Source organism: Bacillus sp. BP-3 (assembly GCF_028401955.1).
Lineage (GTDB): Bacteria > Bacillota > Bacilli > Bacillales > Bacillaceae_G > Bacillus_A.
The window spans coordinates 80,946-97,584 of record NZ_JAQOTJ010000001.1; the positions used below are offsets into that span (position 1 = coordinate 80,946).

Below are 16,639 nucleotides of genomic sequence, written 5' to 3' on the forward strand. Positions count from 1 at the left end.
GGTTCTATAATGGGGAAGCTGGAAGCCTTAGTGAAAAAGGAAAAAAGGGAGATGGAAGAAGCTTTTGTTTCTCTTGCGCAGCGCTATGAAGATGTGCTGTACAAAGTTGCAAGTAGATTGTTGCAGAAAGATGAAGATGTAGCTGATGCGATGCACGAAGCAATCACAGTGGCTTATGAGAAAATACATACGCTGAAAAATGAAGAGTACTTTAACAGATGGTGAGGGCTTTCCATCAGTGGGAGATGAAAAAACTCTCCACTGATGGAAGTTTCACTTTATAATAGTTATAAGAGAAAGGGTGTGTGGGGATTTCAAATGACGAATATAGTTGAACAAATAAAATTATTTTTAAAAATTAATGAGAACATACAATTATTTGCGGTCACCTCAGAAGAAGGTGAGAATGAGTTTAATGTGTTTGAGCAGCGAACAGGAGAATTAGTAGCATGTTATGAAATGGATGGAGAAGGTAGATTAAAGCATTTTCAAACGTGCAGAGATTTAGAGAACGTACAATGCGTACCATTATCCCATGATGAGGTTTATGAGATTGCACAATCCTTTTTACAAGTATTTGCTCATAATATCGTTAAATTTATCTATTTGATAAAATCGATAGAAATGGATAACGTGTTCCAACTTTCCTATGAATTGCGAGATGAACGCTACGGTTTATCCTTTCCGCATTCTAGTGTTATGCTTGAGATTGCAAAGGATGGACGCTTCCAATATTTCCTTTTTGAAGGAGAAGTGTGTGAAGTGCGGTATCCGAAAGAGCTTATTACAAAAGAAGAAGCGAAAGAAAAATACATTGAAGCGCTTCAATTTGAATTATTGTTTGCAAATAGAGATGATGCATATCATCTCGTTTATGCACCAAAAGATCACGTTATGGGTATAGGAACAAACGGAGACCTACATACATATGAGAATAATAGTGGGTTCATTCAGCAGTTTTATAACTTAGAGAACCGCACTGTACCAAATGGAGAGATTTTAAAATTAATTGGGTTAGATGATACATATGTAAAGATTTATACGAACTATAGAGAGGATACAGTAACGGAACTTTGGACGAAGCAAGAGAATGTTAATGATATAGAAGTGGAAGAAGGAACGCCGTTTCATACCATCCAAGTACGTTTTCAACAAGAAACATTTCAGTGTATAAGTGTAATCAATAACGAACGAAAAGATGGGAAGAAAGAAGTCATAACAGAAGAGGAAGCAAGAGAACGTGCACTTCAATTTTTATTTGCGTGTTATCCTAAAGCTGACGAACTATTCTTAATAGAGAGAAGCCATCCGCCGCATCATTGTGTATGGGAAGATGAAAATTGTGAGTCGCAATACGGATTTTGGTTCCATCCGCTGTACAGCGGGAAAAGAGTAGATACATATAATATGGTGATTCAAGTCGGTCAGCAATCTGGGAAGATTTTAGAGTTTCAAGTATTGGATGGCTTTGATAAAGAACTAGATGACCTAAACGATGAGCCGACAATTTCTGAAAAAGAAGCAAAATCTATTTACGTTCGTGATTTGGAGATGGAACTTGTGTGGATGAAAGAGCAAAATCCATTACATTACGAGCTTTGCTACGCACCGTCGTTCTCAAAAACAGATGGACATGTTCGGATGATTGAAGCGCATACGGGGACGGCATTTTCTTTGAAAGTGTAAGTCTTTTAAAGACAGCTTGCATCTTTCAAAGGAATGTAGTACATTAATTTTAGTTTAACAAAAGAAAAGACGATGATAAGGAAAAGTAGTATATACTATAATCCAAAGCGAGTCAGGGACGGTGCGAGCCTGATGAGGCGGTATATGTGAAGAACACCTTGGAGTTGCTAACCGAAATTGAATTGTGTATTCAAGAGTAGACTTAGACGGGAATCCGGCCTGTTACAAACCGGGAAGTATGTATATACATACGAGTTAGAGTTGGTCTTTATGACAAATTGGGTGGTACCGCGAAGTTTAACCTTTCGTCCCTTTATGGATGGAAGGTTTTTTTGTATTTAAATATAAGTAAAGGAGAATTTTACTATGGAAAACACATTAGTAAAAAGTCTATATAGAGAAACTGATAAATATGTAGACCAAAAAGTACAAGTATCAGGTTGGATCCGTAACTTACGTGATTCAAAAGTATTTGGTTTTATCGAATTAAACGATGGTAGCTTCTTTAAAGGCGTTCAAATCGTTTTCGATACAGAATTAGATAACTTTACTGAAATTACGAAACTTCCATTGAGCTCTTCTATTAAAGTAGAGGGCACATTAATCGCAACACCAACTGCAAAGCAGCCGTTTGAAATTAAAGCGGATAAAATCGAAATTGAAGGATTATCAGATTCTGATTATCCGTTACAAAAGAAACGTCATACGTTTGAATATTTACGTACAATCGCTCATTTACGCCCAAGAACGAATGCATTCTCAGCAACGTTCCGCGTACGTTCTGTTGCAGCTTATGCGCTTCATAAGTTCTTCCAAGAGCGCAATTTTGTACACGTTCATACACCAATTATTACAGGAAGTGATACGGAAGGTGCAGGCGAAATGTTCCGCGTAACAACGCATGACATGAACAACGTGCCAAAAGGTGAAGATGGACAAGTAGACGATTCAAAAGACTTCTTCGGCAGAGAAACAAACTTAACAGTAAGTGGACAATTGAATGCTGAAGCATATGCATTAGCATTCCGCGATGTATACACATTTGGTCCAACATTCCGTGCTGAAAATTCTAACACAACTCGCCACGCTGCTGAGTTCTGGATGCTTGAGCCTGAGATTGCATTTGCTGAATTAGAAGATGTAATGCAGTTGACTGAAGATATGCTGAAATATGCAATGAAATACGTATTAGAGCATGCACCAGAAGAAATGGAGTTCTTCAACAGCTTCGTTGATAAAACAGTTCTTGAGCGCATGAATAACGTAATCAACTCTGATTTCGGACGTATCACATACACAGAAGCAATTGAAGTGCTTCAAAAATCAGGTGCTGACTTCAAATACCCAGTAGAATGGGGGATTGATTTACAAACAGAGCACGAAAGATATTTATCAGAAGAAATATTCAAACGTCCTGTATTCGTAACAGACTATCCAAAAGAAATTAAAGCATTCTACATGCGCTTAAATGATGACGGAAAAACAGTAGCTGCAACAGACTTACTTGTTCCTGGCATCGGCGAATTAATCGGCGGAAGTCAACGTGAAGAAAGAATGGATGTTTTAGTAGATAGAATTAAAGAACTAGGCATGAACGAAGAAGACTACTGGTGGTACTTAGAGCTTAGAAAATACGGCGGTACAAAACATGCTGGATTTGGTCTAGGTTTCGAACGTTTCTTAATGTACATCACTGGTATGGCAAACATTCGTGACGTAATTCCATTCCCAAGAACACCAGGTTCTGCGGAGTTTTAAGATTGAAAAAAGGTATATCAACAGCAATTCAGCTGATTGATATGCCTTTTTATTTTTTTTTGAGCAGGGAGAGATACGGAATAAGGAGAAACATTACGTAGAAGGGAAAGGAGCTGAATTTGTGAAAAAAAGAATGATGTGTTTCTTAGCAATCATGCTAATTGGTTTAAGTGCATGTGGAAATGAAAAGCAAGAACAAGTAGTTCCAACATCACAAGAGGCAGAGGTTGTTACGTTTCAAGGAAAAGGGATAAAGGAAATTCAGCTGACATCTACGAAAACGAAAGGCACGAAAGTATTGAAAAAAGCGAAAGATATAAAACAGCTTGTATCTGCGATGGAGCAGGTAGGATTGGAGGGGAACGGAGATGAGCCGAAAACATTGTCATTAGATGAAGAGGCTAAATCTACCGTTCACTACAATATGTCTATCTATTATGATAACGGGTCAACTGAAAATTATTTTGTTTGGATAGAAGATGATGGGGACGTTGTGATTGGACATAAAGATAAGCCAGAGAAGAATCGTATTGAGTTTTATGATTTAAAAGAAGTCTCAAAAAAAGTTACAGAGACGTTTAAAACAGAGTAGTACAAACAAATGAGCTGACTAAAGTCCATTTTTTAGTCAGCTCATTTCACTTTTCGGCATGATTCAGGTGAGTAGCTCGATTACTCGCATGTCGAATGTCGTTGGAAGGGCTTTAAAATGTCTCGAAGCGCCGATATATTTTAAAGGACGGTCGATATATTGAATGAGCCCTTTGTTTAGCCTATACGTATCCTGTCCATAATGAAAAATAACTATTTCTTCAACAATCGAAACGCCTTTTCTGTATTTGCAAAATGTAATTTCACAAACTCAGGTAATCTTTCTTTCCCAAGCTTTTGAATCAATTTCGCTGCGGCAATATCGACTTGTTTCCCAGCGCCTTTTGGAAGCGGCATGCCTGCTTTTTTGCTTAGTTCATCAAACTGTTTTACGAATGAATAGCGAGCCAAAATAGAAGCTGCTGCAACGGCGATATGTACACTTTCGCCTTTTGTAGCAAAATAGACATTTTCGCGCTGAACGTTTTTTTGTTTGGCTAAATATTTATAATATGTAGTCGGTTGTGTGAACTGATCAATTAAGATGCCTTCTGGTTTCGTCGGTGCAATTTTAGCCAATAAGTTTGTGATAGCTTTATTATGAAGCAATGCTTTTAGGTGTCCTTGATTGTAGCCTTTCTCAAACATTTCGTTATATTTTTCGTTATGCAGAACGAGAGAGCTGTAAGGGACAACTGCTAGTAGTTGCTTTGCGATTTCACAAATTTGGGTATCATTTAAGCCTTTGGAGTCTTTCACGCCAAGTTCTTTTAATAATGGAATTTGCGTCGCATCTACGTATACAGCAACAACTGTCATCGGTCCAAAATAGTCTCCTGTTCCAACTTCGTCTGAACCGAGAATAGACATGGTAGCGATAGAAGCTGGTGGTGCATAGGCATGGTTGTCTACACTCTTCTTGACAGAAGGTTTTGGCGGCGCGGCATTTGCTTGCCACTGGCTCGCTTCTTCTGTTGCACGTCCACCTTGAAACATCACTTTTCCTGATTTATAGGCTGTAATTGTGCAAGATGGAACCTTTGCCATGAAGACGCCGCCTTGAGGTACTTTTGGCTGCACGGCTTGTGCGTACTTTGATTTCATGTCTTCTATAACCGCAGAGTTTACTTGAATAACAATAGAATTTGACAAAATGGTTGCTCCTTTTTCATTATTTATATTTTTATCATATCGAATAGTTGTTTCTGTTTCCATATGATGTTTTTTCATGGTATGATAATCTTTAGGATTCTGTACGGGATTGGAGGACAGTAAGTTGTCACAACAAAAGGGAAATCGAAGTCGAATTAATGTAGAAATTTACGGTCAACAATATTCAGTTGTTGGCGATGAAAGTACAAGTCATATACGCATTGTCGCGGCGATTGTGGATGATAAAATGCGCGAACTGAATGCTAAGAATCCTTCGCTTGACACAAATCGATTGGCGGTGTTGACAGCAGTCAATGTCGTACATGATTATATAAAATTAAAAGAAGAAAATGAAAAGTTGAAAGAAAGAATGAGACAAAAAGGAATGGAATAACATGGTTGATATTATAATCATTTTACTGCTTGTTATGGGTTTTCTTCTTGGTTTAAGAAGAGGACTAGTACTGCAGCTTGTAAAGTTAGTAAGCTTTATTATTGCTTATCTTGTAGCATATTGGTATTGCAAAGATTTAGCACCTGCATTGCAAAAAATTATTCCGTATCCATTTAAGCAAGAAATAAATGTGCCGAATTGGATCGATGCAAATAGCATGGAAACAGTCTTTTACCAAGCTATTTCGTTTATTGCGTTATTTATCACTACAAAAATCGCACTAACATTGCTTGGACAGCTTTTGAACATGTTTACAGAAATCCCTGTTGTGAAACAGGTTAACGCATTAGGCGGGGCGGTTTTAGGTTTTTTAGAAGTGTATATTATATTGTTTGTATTAATTGTGATCGGTACGGTACTTCCTGTTCAACAAGTACAAACGTCGCTTAATACGTCAACAATAAGCAAAGTAATTGTAAATGATACACCGATTCTTTCTGAAAAAGTTAAGGAATTATGGCAGACAAGCAGCAAGGTATAACTTCTCTTCTTTAGAAAGAGAAGTTTTTTTCTATGATGGGAAGGCGGGAGAAGAATGAAAATAAATAAAAAACAAGTGATTAAACTACTTGAAACAATTGCACTTTTCATGGAACTAAAAGGGGAAAATCCTTTTAAAATATCAGCATTTCGTAAAGCGGCAGCAGCGTTAGAAAGTGATGATCGCAGCCTTTCAGAAATTGAAGATTTCACAAAAATACCAGGAATCGGAAAAGGAACAGCGGCCGTTATCGCAGAATATATTGAAGTTGGAACATCAGAAGTGCTTACAGAGCTTGAAAAAGAAGTACCAAGCAGCTTATTACCGCTTTTAAAATTACCAGGTCTTGGCGGGAAAAAAGTCGCGAAGTTATATAAAGAACTTGGCGTTGTAGATATGGAAACGTTAAAGAAAGCTTGCGAGGAAAAGCAAGTGCAAGCTCTTGCTGGGTTTGGTAAGAAAACGGAAGAGAAAATACTAGAGGCAATCGAGCAGGTTGGTTCCAGGCCAGAACGTCTTCCGATCGCAATGGTACTTCCTATTGCCGGGGAAATAGAGCGGAAATTGTCGAATATACCAGAAATTATTCGCTATTCTCGTGCTGGTAGTTTGCGCCGCGTTCGTGAAACAGTGAAAGATTTAGATTTTATTATTGCGACAACAGAACCAGAAAAAGTGCGTGAGCATTTACTGCAGTTTGATAATATGATTGAAGTGATCGCAAGCGGTGATACAAAGGTTTCTGTACGCCTTCAGTATGAGTATGATATTTCGATTGATTTCCGTCTGGTGAAACCGGAAGAGTTTATTACTACTTTGCATCACTTCACAGGTTCAAAAGACCATAATGTAAGAATGCGCCAAATTGCCAAAGATAAGGGCGAGAAAATTAGTGAATACGGCGTTGAAAACTTAGAAACGGGAGAAGTGCAGACATTCGAGACAGAAGCAGCGTTTTTTGCACACTTTGGACTTCCATTCATCCCGCCAGAAGTGCGTGAAGATGGAAAAGAGATTGATCTAATTGAGCAGTACCCAAATTTCGTTCAGTTCTCTCATATTCAAGGTGATTTACATATGCATACAACATGGAGTGACGGTGCTTTTTCTATTGAAGAAATGGTACAAGCATGTCGTGCTCGTGGATATAAGTATATGGCGATTACGGATCATTCTCAGTACTTAAAGGTGGCGAATGGATTAACGAAAGAGCGCCTTCGTGAACAAGGAAAAGAAATTGAACGTCTGAATGAAAAGTATCCGGATATCACTATTTTACGCGGTATTGAAATGGACATTTTACCAGATGCAACACTTGATTTTGATGATGACGTATTAGCAGAACTTGATTATGTAATCGGAGCTATTCATTCTAGTTTCTCACAAGATCGTGAAACAATTATGAAGCGCCTACGCGCTGCAATTGAAAATCATCATGTAACAATGATTGCGCATCCAACAGGCCGCTTAATTGGTCGCCGCGAAGGCTATGATGTCGATACAGATTTATTAATTGAGCTTGCGAAAGAAACAAATACTGTACTTGAATTAAATGCAAATCCAAACCGTTTAGACTTAAGTGCGAAGCTGTTAAAGCAAGCGCAAGATGCGGGTGTGAAAATCGCCATTAATACAGATGCTCATACGCTTGAAATGCTAGAGGATATGGAAATTGGTACTGCAGCTGCGCGCAAAGGTTGGATTCAAAAAGATACAGTTATTAACACGTGGGATATTGAACGTTTATTAGATTATATTAAGCGTAATAAGTAACACAAGGGGGCAGCAACTATGTTAGAACGAACGTTGCGTGTATTAGAATATGAAAAAGTAAAAGAACAATTGCTGGAACACGTTGCTTCTTCACTTGGACGAGATAAAGTAAAAGGGCTTGTGCCAAGCACAGATTACGAAGAAGTGGTAAAAATGCAGGAAACAACAGATGAGGCTGCGAAGGTCATCCGTTTAAAAGGGCATGTGCCGCTTGGTGGGATTTTTGATATTCGTCCAAATGTAAAGCGGGCGAAAATTGGTAGTATGCTAAGCCCGCATGAACTTTTAGATATTGCAAGTACGATGTATGGCAGCCGCCAGATGAAACGATTTATTGAAGATATGATTGAAAATGGTGTGGAACTGCCGATTTTAGATACATATGTAGCGCGCATTGTATCCTTATATGATTTAGAAAAGAAAATTACAAATTGTATTAGTGATGGCGGAGAAGTAGTTGATAGTGCGAGTGAAAAATTACGTGGTATCCGCCAGCAAATTCGCACTGCGGAAAGTCGAATTCGCGAAAAACTGGAAAATATGACGCGTTCTTCTAACGCACAGAAGATGTTGTCAGATGCAATTGTAACGATTCGTAACGATCGCTATGTAATTCCAGTTAAACAAGAATACCGCGGTGTATATGGTGGTATCGTTCATGACCAATCTGCTTCTGGCCAAACGTTATTTATCGAACCGCAAGTTATTGTAGAACTGAATAACGCACTACAAGAAGCGCGCGTGAAAGAAAAGCAAGAAGTAGAACGTATTTTAATGATGCTAACAGAAGAAGTAGCTATCGAGGCTGATATCATTTTAGAAAACGTTGATGTTGTGGCAGAACTTGATTTCATTTTCGCAAAAGCTTTCTATGCAAAACGATTAAAAGCAACGAAACCAATTTTGAACAATGAGCGTTATATGAACTTACGCCAAGCACGTCATCCGCTTATTGATCCGAAAGTTGTTGTGCCAAACGATATTGTGCTTGGAAAAGACTTTACAACAATCGTTATTACTGGACCGAATACAGGTGGTAAAACAGTTACATTAAAAACGGTAGGGATTTGTATTTTAATGGCACAATCTGGTTTGCACATTCCTGTTTTAGATGAGTCCGAAATTTGTGTGTTTAAAAATGTGTTTGCTGATATCGGTGATGAGCAATCAATTGAGCAAAGCTTAAGTACATTCTCCTCTCATATGGTAAACATTGTTGATATTTTAGAACAGGCTGACTTTGAAAGCTTAGTATTGTTTGATGAATTAGGAGCAGGGACAGACCCGCAAGAAGGGGCTGCACTTGCGATTTCCATTTTAGATGAAGTGTATAATCGCGGCGCGCGCGTTGTGGCAACGACGCATTACCCTGAGCTAAAAGCGTACGGCTATAATCGTGAACAAGTTGTTAATGCAAGTGTTGAGTTTGATGTAAACACATTAAGCCCAACGTATAAATTGTTAATTGGTGTACCAGGGAGAAGTAACGCTTTTGAAATTTCAAAACGTCTTGGGTTATCTGACCGTGTAATTGATCGTGCCCGTGGTCATATTAGTACGGAATCAAATAAAGTAGAAAATATGATAGCTAAGCTGGAAGAAAGTCGAAAGAACGCTGAGCGTGAATGGAATGAAGCAGAAGAGCTTCGCAAGCAATCTGAAAAACTTCATAAAGAACTGCAGCGTCAAATTATTGAATTTAACGAAGAGCGTGATGAAAGATTACTAAAAGCACAAAAAGAAGGCGAAGAAAAAGTCGAATTGGCGAAGAAGGAAGCAGAAGAAATTATTCGTGAACTTCGTCAATTGCGAAAAGCAAAGCTTGCTGATATTAAAGATCATGAGCTAATTGAGGCGAAAAGCCGTTTAGCAGGGGCAGCGCCGGAGCTTGTGAAAAAACAACAAACAAAAGTGAAAAACACAGCACCAAAACAAGTGTTAAGACCAGGCGACGAAGTAAAAGTATTAACGTTCGGTCAAAAAGGTCAGCTTCTGAAAAAAGTAAGCGACAACGAATGGAACGTCCAAATCGGAATTTTGAAGATGAAGGTGAAAGAGTCTGATATGGAATATATTAACACACCAAATCCTGTTGAGAAAAAAGCAGTGACAGCGGTAAAAGGAAGAGACTATCAAGTTTCGTTAGAACTTGATCTTCGTGGTGAACGTTTTGAAGATGCGCTAGCACGTGTAGAAAAATATTTGGATGATGCGCAGCTTGCAAGCTATCCGCGCGTTTCGATTATTCACGGAAAAGGAACCGGGGCACTGCGTCAAGGTGTACAAGATTATTTGAAAAAACATCGTGGTGTGAAAAGCTTCCGTTATGGTGATATGGGTGAAGGTGGCCTTGGTGTTACAGTTGTAGAACTGAAATAGGAAACGAAGCAAAGGGGAAACGGCTATGTTTATGGACAAACTTGCAAAAGTATTGTTAGCTTGTTGCGGAACGTTTTTTATCATTGGGGTTATATATTTGCTGTTTTTTGCGAAATAAGGGAGAGGACACCGTTTTTGGTGTTCTTTTTCATTGTCTGTTTTCTAGGCATGAGTAGAAGATGTTTTGTATAATAGAGAATGTTACACAGGAATAGAAGGAGACACTATGATTACAACAAAAAAACTGTTAGAGGAAGCAACTAATTTTATTACAGATTGCTACAACGAGCTAGAAAAGTCTCATGAAATGCAAGATAGATTATCACAAATTGAATCTGAAATACAAATGACAGGAACGTATGAGCATACTTTTGAAGAGCTTGTTCACGGGGCACGAATGGCATGGAGAAATAGTAATCGCTGTATCGGTCGTCTGTTTTGGAATAAGCTTCATGTATTAGATGCGCGTGATGTAAATGATGGGGAAGGGATATATGAGGCACTGCTTCATCACATTCAATATGCGACAAATGACGGGAAAATTCTACCTACGATTACTATTTTTAAACAACATCAAAACGAGAAAAATCATATTCGAATTTATAACCACCAATTAATTCGCTATGCGGGTTATGAAACCGAGCAAGGCATTATCGGTGATTCTCATTCCTTATCCTTCTCATCATTTTGTCAAGAACTTGGCTGGAGAGGGAAGGGAACACATTTTGATGTGCTGCCACTTGTATTTTCAATAGATGGAAACGAACCGGTATATATGCCAATCCCAGAGGGATCTGTAAAAGAAGTGCCGTTAGAACATCCGGAATATCCATTTTTCACTTTGGAAGCAAAATGGTATGGTGTTCCAATCATTTCAGATATGCGCTTAGAAATTGGCGGTATCTCTTATACAGCTGCTCCTTTTAACGGCTGGTATATGGGAACAGAAATTGGTGCACGCAACTTAGCTGATCATGATCGTTATAATCTACTTCCAGCTATTGCGGAGATGATGGGATTAGATACGTCAAGAAACAGTACACTTTGGAAAGACAAGGCATTAATAGAATTAAATATAGCCGTTTTACACTCTTTCAAAAAACAAGGTGTAACGATTGTAGATCACCATACAGCTGCGCAGCAGTTTGGTCAATTTGAGAAGCAAGAAGCAGCATGCGGTCGTTTAGTCACAGGGAATTGGGTATGGTTAATTCCACCTGTTTCTCCTGCAGCGACGCACATTTATCATAAGCCTTATCCGAATCAAGTACTTACACCTAATTTTTTTCATAAAAAAGGGTGAAGGCTTGTCGGGCAGATAAAAAAATAACGTGTATAGATAAAAGGGACCGTTAATGCCCGATTAGTTCAACTAACCATCAGTGAGAAAAGCATCACTGATGGAAGTTTCACTTTATTGGCGATACTAAATAAACGGCCCTATTTCTGTGCTTCTAACATAGAGTGGTTTCATACATAAAAAAAGTTGTTACAAAACTTCTGACTTCGTGTAGGGCCTTTCTTAACAGCTAGAAAGCATTGAAATGGAAAGGTAGGATAGGTAATGAAAACAGAAGTCATTTTAAAGGTTAAAACAAAATATACAAACGAATTAAAAAGTGGCTATCCACTTATTTCAAAAGAAGCGATTATAAATTTACATGATGTAAATGTAGAAGGTACAATCGTAAAACTTGTAGATGACAAAAATAAGTTTATTGGTACAGGATATTATGGAAAGCAAAATAAAGGATATGGCTGGATTTTAACAAGAAAAGAACAAGCACAAATCGATCAAGCCCTCTTTGAAAAGAAGATTAAATCTGCTTTAAGTAAACGTAAAAATTTCTATGAAGACACAGATACAACAGCATTTCGCGTGTTCAATGGTGAAGGTGATGGAATTGGTGGCTTAATCATCGATTACTATGATGGGTATTACGTGATTAGCTGGTATAGCGAAGGCATTTATCAATTTAGTAAAGAGATTATCGAGTCCTTACAGAATGTGGCTACATATAAAGCGATCTATCAGAAAAAACGCTTTGATACGAAAGGACAATATATTGAAGAAGACGATTTCGTAACAGGAGAACGCGGAGAATTTCCGATTATCGTCAAAGAGAATGGTGTTAACTTTGCCGTATATTTAAATGACGGAGCAATGGTCGGTGTCTTTTTAGATCAACGTAATGTAAGAAAGCAAATTCGTGACAAATATGCAGATGGCAAAACAGTCTTGAATATGTTCTCCTACACAGGTGCATTTTCTGTCTTTGCAGCACTTGGCGGGGCGACAAAAACAACAAGTGTGGATCTTGCAAACCGCAGTTTAAGTAAAACAATTGAGCAATTTAGCGTGAACGACGTTGATTATGAAGCGCAAGATATTATCGTAGAAGACGTATTTCACTATTTTAAATATGCAGTAAAGAAAGCACTGAAGTTTGATATGGTCATTCTAGATCCACCAAGCTTTGCACGCTCAAAAAAATATACATTTAGCGCGGCTAAAGATTATAAAAACTTATTAAAAGAAGCAATTGCGATTACAGAAAATAACGGTATCATTGTCGCTTCTACAAATTGCAGTACTTTCGGTATGAAAAAGTTCAAAGGCTTCATTGATACAGCATTTAAAGAAATGAACGGCAAGTATAAAGTATTAGAAGAACATTCATTACCAGAGGACTTCCGGACGATTTCACAGTTTCCAGAAGGTGATTATTTAAAAGTAGTGTTTATTAAAAAAATAAAGTAAAAACCTTTTTTAGATAGGCGAGAGCATGTCATGGCTGGTCTTGCATACTAGTAACTTATAGGTTGAAAAATTAAAATAGGTTTATTTAACCTTTTAAAGTAAGAGCGTTTCTTTGTAATGAGAAATGCTTTTTATTTTTGTTAAAATTGATATTTCAATAACGGTATAATGAAAAACAATATTAATTTATTGTAAAACGATAAATTAAGTGCTAAAATCATGTTGTTATGAAATAAGTGAGGTGTTTTAAATGAATGTTAAACGAGGTTCAACCACTTTCTTAAAGGTAATTATTTTTCTGGCTGGAATTGCAGTTCTTGCTTTATGTATATTTTTAGTGCCCCATATGGCGAATTTCGCAGCGAAACTGTATCCAAATATTGCCCCAATGAAATATCTCGTTTTCATCGTGATGTATGGAGCGGCTGTGCCCTTTTACTTTGCTCTCTATCAGGCTTTCAATCTTTTACGATACATTGACGAGAACACAGCGTTCTCGGAATTATCTGTAAAGGCGTTAAAGAACGTAAAGTGCTGTGCGATTACAATCAGTGGTTTGTATGTATTAGGCTTGCCACTCTTTCATTTTATAGCGAAGAAAGTTGACCCTCCTATTGGATTAATGGGACTCACCATCATTTTTGCTTCGTTGGTTATCGCCGTTTTTGCTGCTATCCTCCAACGGCTTCTACAAGAAGCGATTAACATAAAATCAGAAAATGATTTGACGGTCTGAGGTGGAGGATATGACAATTATTATTAACATTGATGTGATGTTAGCAAAACGAAAAATGAGCGTAACGGAGCTTTCGGAGAGGGTTGGAATTACTATGGCGAATCTTTCTATTCTGAAAAATGGGAAAGCAAAAGCGGTTCGTTTTTCAACATTAGAAGCGATATGTAAGACTTTGGATTGTCAGCCAGGTGATATTTTGGAGTACAAAAGCGATGAAGATACTCAATAAAAATAGATAACATATTTATTTAACGGGAGTCGATAGAGAATTTAAGGGATAGCCATTAAGCTATCCCTTCTTTGCGTTTATTGATGTTATTTGTAATGTTTGCACCTCAAAAGGGAACCCATTAGTATAAAATGAGTTCCTTTTTTATTGTACAATGTGCTGTACTCTGCCAACTTGTCCGTCTTGTAAACGTACTTTTATGCCATGTGGATGAGAAGGTGAGTTTGTCAAAATGTCTTTCACAATCCCTCTCGTTAACTTTCCAGTACGCTGATCTTGCTTTAGTACAATATCAACTTCGAGACCAGGCGATATATTTGCGCGTTTCTGTCCGTTCATTTATACACCTGTGCGTCTGCGTTGATTGTTTGGTTTTTTCGTTTGTTGATTTTGTAGCTTCTTCGTTGCTTGATTTTGATTTTTCGCATTAGCTCCATTTCCATTTCCTTGCTTTTTCTTCGCAAGTTGCTCACGCATTACATCGGCTAAGCTTACTTTTTTATTTTCTGACATATGAAATCTCCTTTTATATACAGTGAATTGTAAACATTTGTAGTGAACTCCATCATATCATTGTTGGGAGAAGAAATGAAGCTACACGTAAATAAGAAGTTCTATAGGGATTTTCGACGGGGAAATGGGTCGTGGGTCTCTAATAGCGTAATAAACATGGGAGAGCGACGAGAAGATAGTCCCTGAAGAACCCGCCACATTCTTTTAATAGTTTTTTGTATTCATAAAAATTTTTTTGAACCTTTTTATTCAAAATAGCGAATATAAGGGTGAAGAATATTTTAGGGGAAAAGGGAGTATTTACAAAAGTTTTGTATTTAATGACAATGGAGGTTACAGAGATTTTGGACACGACCATGAATATGGTAACAGTTGTCGTAAAGGACTTCTTTGGAAATACGTTAAAACGAATGGGTAGTCCATGTATCGAGCTAATTAACGAAAAGCCCCTCCAGTGTATGAACTGAAGGGGCTTTTCACTTGTATCTCTAAATTGTGGATCTGTAATAATTTGTTCTCTTATGGAGCAACAGGGCTAAGGGGAGCGTAAGGATAATGTGGGAGACCATGTGAGATGGCCGGAGTAGATGAAAATTGATGGTGCAAGGCTGTATTTCCTTCTTGCGGAACACCGGCAGCATTGATTCCAAATGTGTTCGTGATGACACACTTGGCAGGTCCATGTTGAGAAGTCACAAGTACTTCGTAGCAAGGACTTGGCATCTGGAAGGAATTTGGAAGGGATGCGTGAATCACGAGAAGATTGCGCGGAGGAATTGTAAACGTAAACGGTGTGAGAATTGGTTGAATGTTGCCGGGCGGAACGATGCTGTTTTGTTGAGGTTGAATCGTTTGTGCGGTGTTTACAGGTGGATTGACGACTTGTCCATATAAAAATGCAGACTTGGAAACTTCAGCCGGATTATACGTATTTTGCCAATCTAACACGGATACAGTGACGGTTTGGGGGATATTGTAATCCTCATTTAATAGCGTGACGATCACGATCTCGGTATTGGGATTTCTCCATACAGGTCCTGTCGTAAATACAGCGGATTCCCTTGGATAGTTTGGAGGCGGAGCAGGATGCCCATAAGAATTAAAGTGTTTTGCTGACAAGAATAATAAAACTCCTTTCTTTTAGAATATAATTTATTTATATGTCATTGTATTCCTTTTGCTTGTATGCTTGTCTGATTCATAATATTATTGAATATTGCTTTTTTTGTGGGGAATAAAAGTTGTTTGAAGGTAATTGTATTCATATATGAGAAATTAAAACGAGGAATGAGGCTACATGATAGTTAGGATAAAAGAATGATAGGAATATGGTTATATTTATATGTGATCCACTCCGTATATTGTATTTACCAAATTCAACCACCATATTACAATATAATTATAAATTTTCAAGAAAACGGGTGATGGTGTGCAACATAAAATTTTATTAGTAGAAGATGATATATCGATTCAAGAAATGGTGAATGGGTATTTAACGAAAGATGGATTTATTGTGGCGGTAGCTTCGGATGGAGAGGAAGGGTTTTCTAAGTTTTTAGAAGATCAGTTTGATTTAGTTATTCTTGATATTATGATGCCTAAAATAGATGGCTTAGAAGTGATGAATATGATTCGGAAAAAGAGTTCTGTTCCGATTTTAATTATGTCCGCAAAGGATACGGATCTTGATAAGGCGTTAGGACTTGGACTTGGCGCAGATGATTATATTTGTAAGCCGTTTTCTATGATTGAGCTATCGGCACGGGTGAAGGCGGGAATTCGCCGGTCAACTACGTATTCCGCTCCGCAGCAAAAGCAAGAGGACATAATTGTGATTGGAAATTTGAAAGTTGATACGGCTAATTTTACTGTTCAAAAAAACAACGAAACTATTAAACTTACATCGAAAGAGTTTGAGCTATTAAAACTATTTGCGACCAATCAAAATCGCGTGTTTACGAAGGCACAAATTTATAGCTTAATTTGGAATGAAGAATATTACGGTGATGAGAATGTCATAAATGTGCATATGAGAAGACTGCGGGAAAAAATTGAGGACGATCCTTCTCAGCCGCAGTACATTAAGACATTATGGGGCATCGGTTATAAACTGGAAGTGATATAGA

General features: G+C 37.8%; 17 protein-coding genes and 1 other annotated feature. Of the genes, 13 read left to right on the forward strand and 4 right to left on the reverse strand.

Annotated features, from left to right (window positions below):
• Nucleotides 1–9: 9 nt before the first annotated feature.
• The 4 genes from PLX19_RS00430 to PLX19_RS00445 all read left to right on the forward strand — a co-directional run bounded on the left by PLX19_RS00430 (nucleotide 10) and on the right by PLX19_RS00445 (nucleotide 4,036).
• Nucleotides 10–225, forward strand: coding sequence for a hypothetical protein (locus PLX19_RS00430; RefSeq protein WP_272186553.1), 216 nt, complete (start codon nucleotides 10–12; stop codon nucleotides 223–225).
• 93 nt (nucleotides 226–318) lie between these two features.
• Complete coding sequence (locus PLX19_RS00435; protein WP_272186554.1) at nucleotides 319–1,686, forward strand: YcdB/YcdC domain-containing protein; 1,368 nt, start codon at nucleotides 319–321, stop codon at nucleotides 1,684–1,686.
• 63 nt (nucleotides 1,687–1,749) lie between these two features.
• Nucleotides 1,750–2,002, forward strand: a binding site (T-box leader).
• Nucleotides 2,003–2,052: 50 nt separating this feature from the next.
• Nucleotides 2,053–3,444: an asparagine--tRNA ligase gene (gene asnS / locus PLX19_RS00440; protein ID WP_272186555.1), complete on the forward strand. Its 1,392-nt coding sequence runs from the start codon at nucleotides 2,053–2,055 to the stop codon at nucleotides 3,442–3,444.
• Between the two features lie 121 nt (nucleotides 3,445–3,565).
• The gene (locus tag PLX19_RS00445) at nucleotides 3,566–4,036 is read left to right on the forward strand and encodes a hypothetical protein (RefSeq protein ID WP_272186556.1); all 471 of its coding nucleotides are present in this window, start codon (nucleotides 3,566–3,568) and stop codon (nucleotides 4,034–4,036) included.
• A 212-nt stretch (nucleotides 4,037–4,248) separates the two neighbouring features.
• On the opposite strand, the gene rnhC is transcribed toward PLX19_RS00445, so the two are convergent.
• Entirely contained in the window at nucleotides 4,249–5,187 is a 939-nt protein-coding gene (gene rnhC, locus PLX19_RS00450) for a ribonuclease HIII (RefSeq protein WP_272186990.1), read from the reverse strand.
• Nucleotides 5,188–5,311: 124 nt separating this feature from the next.
• On the opposite strand from rnhC, the gene zapA reads away from it, so the two are divergent.
• The 8 genes from zapA (at nucleotide 5,312) to PLX19_RS00490 (ending at nucleotide 14,000) form a co-directional block, all read left to right on the forward strand.
• Complete coding sequence (zapA, locus tag PLX19_RS00455; RefSeq protein WP_154713278.1) at nucleotides 5,312–5,581, forward strand: cell division protein ZapA; 270 nt, start codon at nucleotides 5,312–5,314, stop codon at nucleotides 5,579–5,581.
• A gap of 1 nt (nucleotide 5,582) precedes the next feature.
• Nucleotides 5,583–6,122, forward strand: a complete 540-nt coding sequence (locus tag PLX19_RS00460) for a CvpA family protein (RefSeq protein ID WP_272186557.1) — start codon at nucleotides 5,583–5,585, stop codon at nucleotides 6,120–6,122.
• 54 nt (nucleotides 6,123–6,176) lie between these two features.
• Nucleotides 6,177–7,895 (forward strand): DNA polymerase/3'-5' exonuclease PolX, encoded by a 1,719-nt coding sequence (polX, locus tag PLX19_RS00465; RefSeq protein ID WP_272186558.1) that lies wholly within the window; start codon nucleotides 6,177–6,179, stop codon nucleotides 7,893–7,895.
• Nucleotides 7,896–7,913: 18 nt separating this feature from the next.
• Nucleotides 7,914–10,274 carry an endonuclease MutS2 gene (locus PLX19_RS00470; RefSeq protein ID WP_272186559.1) on the forward strand — a complete coding sequence of 787 codons (2,361 nt, stop codon included), beginning with the start codon at nucleotides 7,914–7,916 and terminating at the stop codon, nucleotides 10,272–10,274.
• A gap of 226 nt (nucleotides 10,275–10,500) precedes the next feature.
• A complete protein-coding gene (locus PLX19_RS00475) occupies nucleotides 10,501–11,577 on the forward strand; it encodes a nitric oxide synthase oxygenase (protein WP_272186560.1) in 1,077 nt (358 codons plus the stop codon).
• 261 nt (nucleotides 11,578–11,838) lie between these two features.
• Complete coding sequence (locus tag PLX19_RS00480; protein WP_272186561.1) at nucleotides 11,839–13,035, forward strand: class I SAM-dependent rRNA methyltransferase; 1,197 nt, start codon at nucleotides 11,839–11,841, stop codon at nucleotides 13,033–13,035.
• A 250-nt stretch (nucleotides 13,036–13,285) separates the two neighbouring features.
• Nucleotides 13,286–13,771, forward strand: coding sequence for a DUF2975 domain-containing protein (locus PLX19_RS00485; RefSeq protein WP_272186562.1), 486 nt, complete (start codon nucleotides 13,286–13,288; stop codon nucleotides 13,769–13,771).
• A gap of 10 nt (nucleotides 13,772–13,781) precedes the next feature.
• Entirely contained in the window at nucleotides 13,782–14,000 is a 219-nt protein-coding gene (locus PLX19_RS00490) for a helix-turn-helix domain-containing protein (protein WP_091175162.1), read from the forward strand.
• Between the two features lie 144 nt (nucleotides 14,001–14,144).
• On the opposite strand, the gene PLX19_RS00495 is transcribed toward PLX19_RS00490, so the two are convergent.
• The 3 genes from PLX19_RS00495 to PLX19_RS00505 all read right to left on the reverse strand — a co-directional run bounded on the left by PLX19_RS00495 (nucleotide 14,145) and on the right by PLX19_RS00505 (nucleotide 15,632).
• The gene (locus PLX19_RS00495; protein ID WP_035431676.1) at nucleotides 14,145–14,339 is read right to left on the reverse strand and encodes a YwbE family protein; all 195 of its coding nucleotides are present in this window, start codon (nucleotides 14,337–14,339) and stop codon (nucleotides 14,145–14,147) included.
• Complete coding sequence (locus PLX19_RS00500; RefSeq protein WP_090996626.1) at nucleotides 14,340–14,513, reverse strand: hypothetical protein; 174 nt, start codon at nucleotides 14,511–14,513, stop codon at nucleotides 14,340–14,342.
• 519 nt (nucleotides 14,514–15,032) lie between these two features.
• Nucleotides 15,033–15,632 carry a hypothetical protein gene (locus PLX19_RS00505; RefSeq protein ID WP_272186563.1) on the reverse strand — a complete coding sequence of 200 codons (600 nt, stop codon included), beginning with the start codon at nucleotides 15,630–15,632 and terminating at the stop codon, nucleotides 15,033–15,035.
• 310 nt (nucleotides 15,633–15,942) lie between these two features.
• Here PLX19_RS00505 and PLX19_RS00510 point away from each other — a divergent pair, with 310 nt between their 5' ends.
• On the forward strand, nucleotides 15,943–16,638 hold the full coding sequence (locus PLX19_RS00510; protein ID WP_272186564.1) for a response regulator transcription factor: 696 nt from the start codon (nucleotides 15,943–15,945) through the stop codon (nucleotides 16,636–16,638).
• Nucleotide 16,639: the final 1 nt, after the last annotated feature.

What these genes read in the sequence shown, in the direction of transcription:
- PLX19_RS00490 (WP_091175162.1), top strand. Translation starts at nt 13,782, where the DNA reads ATGACAATTATTATTAACATTGATGTGATGTTAGCAAAACGAAAAATG.
- asnS (WP_272186555.1), top strand. Translation starts at nt 2,053, where the DNA reads ATGGAAAACACATTAGTAAAAAGTCTATATAGAGAAACTGATAAATAT.
- PLX19_RS00500 (WP_090996626.1), bottom strand. Translation starts at nt 14,513, where the DNA reads ATGTCAGAAAATAAAAAAGTAAGCTTAGCCGATGTAATGCGTGAGCAA.
- PLX19_RS00460 (WP_272186557.1), top strand. Translation starts at nt 5,583, where the DNA reads ATGGTTGATATTATAATCATTTTACTGCTTGTTATGGGTTTTCTTCTT.
- PLX19_RS00430 (WP_272186553.1), top strand. Translation starts at nt 10, where the DNA reads ATGGGGAAGCTGGAAGCCTTAGTGAAAAAGGAAAAAAGGGAGATGGAA.
- PLX19_RS00480 (WP_272186561.1), top strand. Translation starts at nt 11,839, where the DNA reads ATGAAAACAGAAGTCATTTTAAAGGTTAAAACAAAATATACAAACGAA.
- polX (WP_272186558.1), top strand. Translation starts at nt 6,177, where the DNA reads ATGAAAATAAATAAAAAACAAGTGATTAAACTACTTGAAACAATTGCA.
- PLX19_RS00470 (WP_272186559.1), top strand. Translation starts at nt 7,914, where the DNA reads ATGTTAGAACGAACGTTGCGTGTATTAGAATATGAAAAAGTAAAAGAA.
- PLX19_RS00475 (WP_272186560.1), top strand. Translation starts at nt 10,501, where the DNA reads ATGATTACAACAAAAAAACTGTTAGAGGAAGCAACTAATTTTATTACA.
- PLX19_RS00485 (WP_272186562.1), top strand. Translation starts at nt 13,286, where the DNA reads ATGAATGTTAAACGAGGTTCAACCACTTTCTTAAAGGTAATTATTTTT.
- PLX19_RS00435 (WP_272186554.1), top strand. Translation starts at nt 319, where the DNA reads ATGACGAATATAGTTGAACAAATAAAATTATTTTTAAAAATTAATGAG.
- PLX19_RS00495 (WP_035431676.1), bottom strand. Translation starts at nt 14,339, where the DNA reads ATGAACGGACAGAAACGCGCAAATATATCGCCTGGTCTCGAAGTTGAT.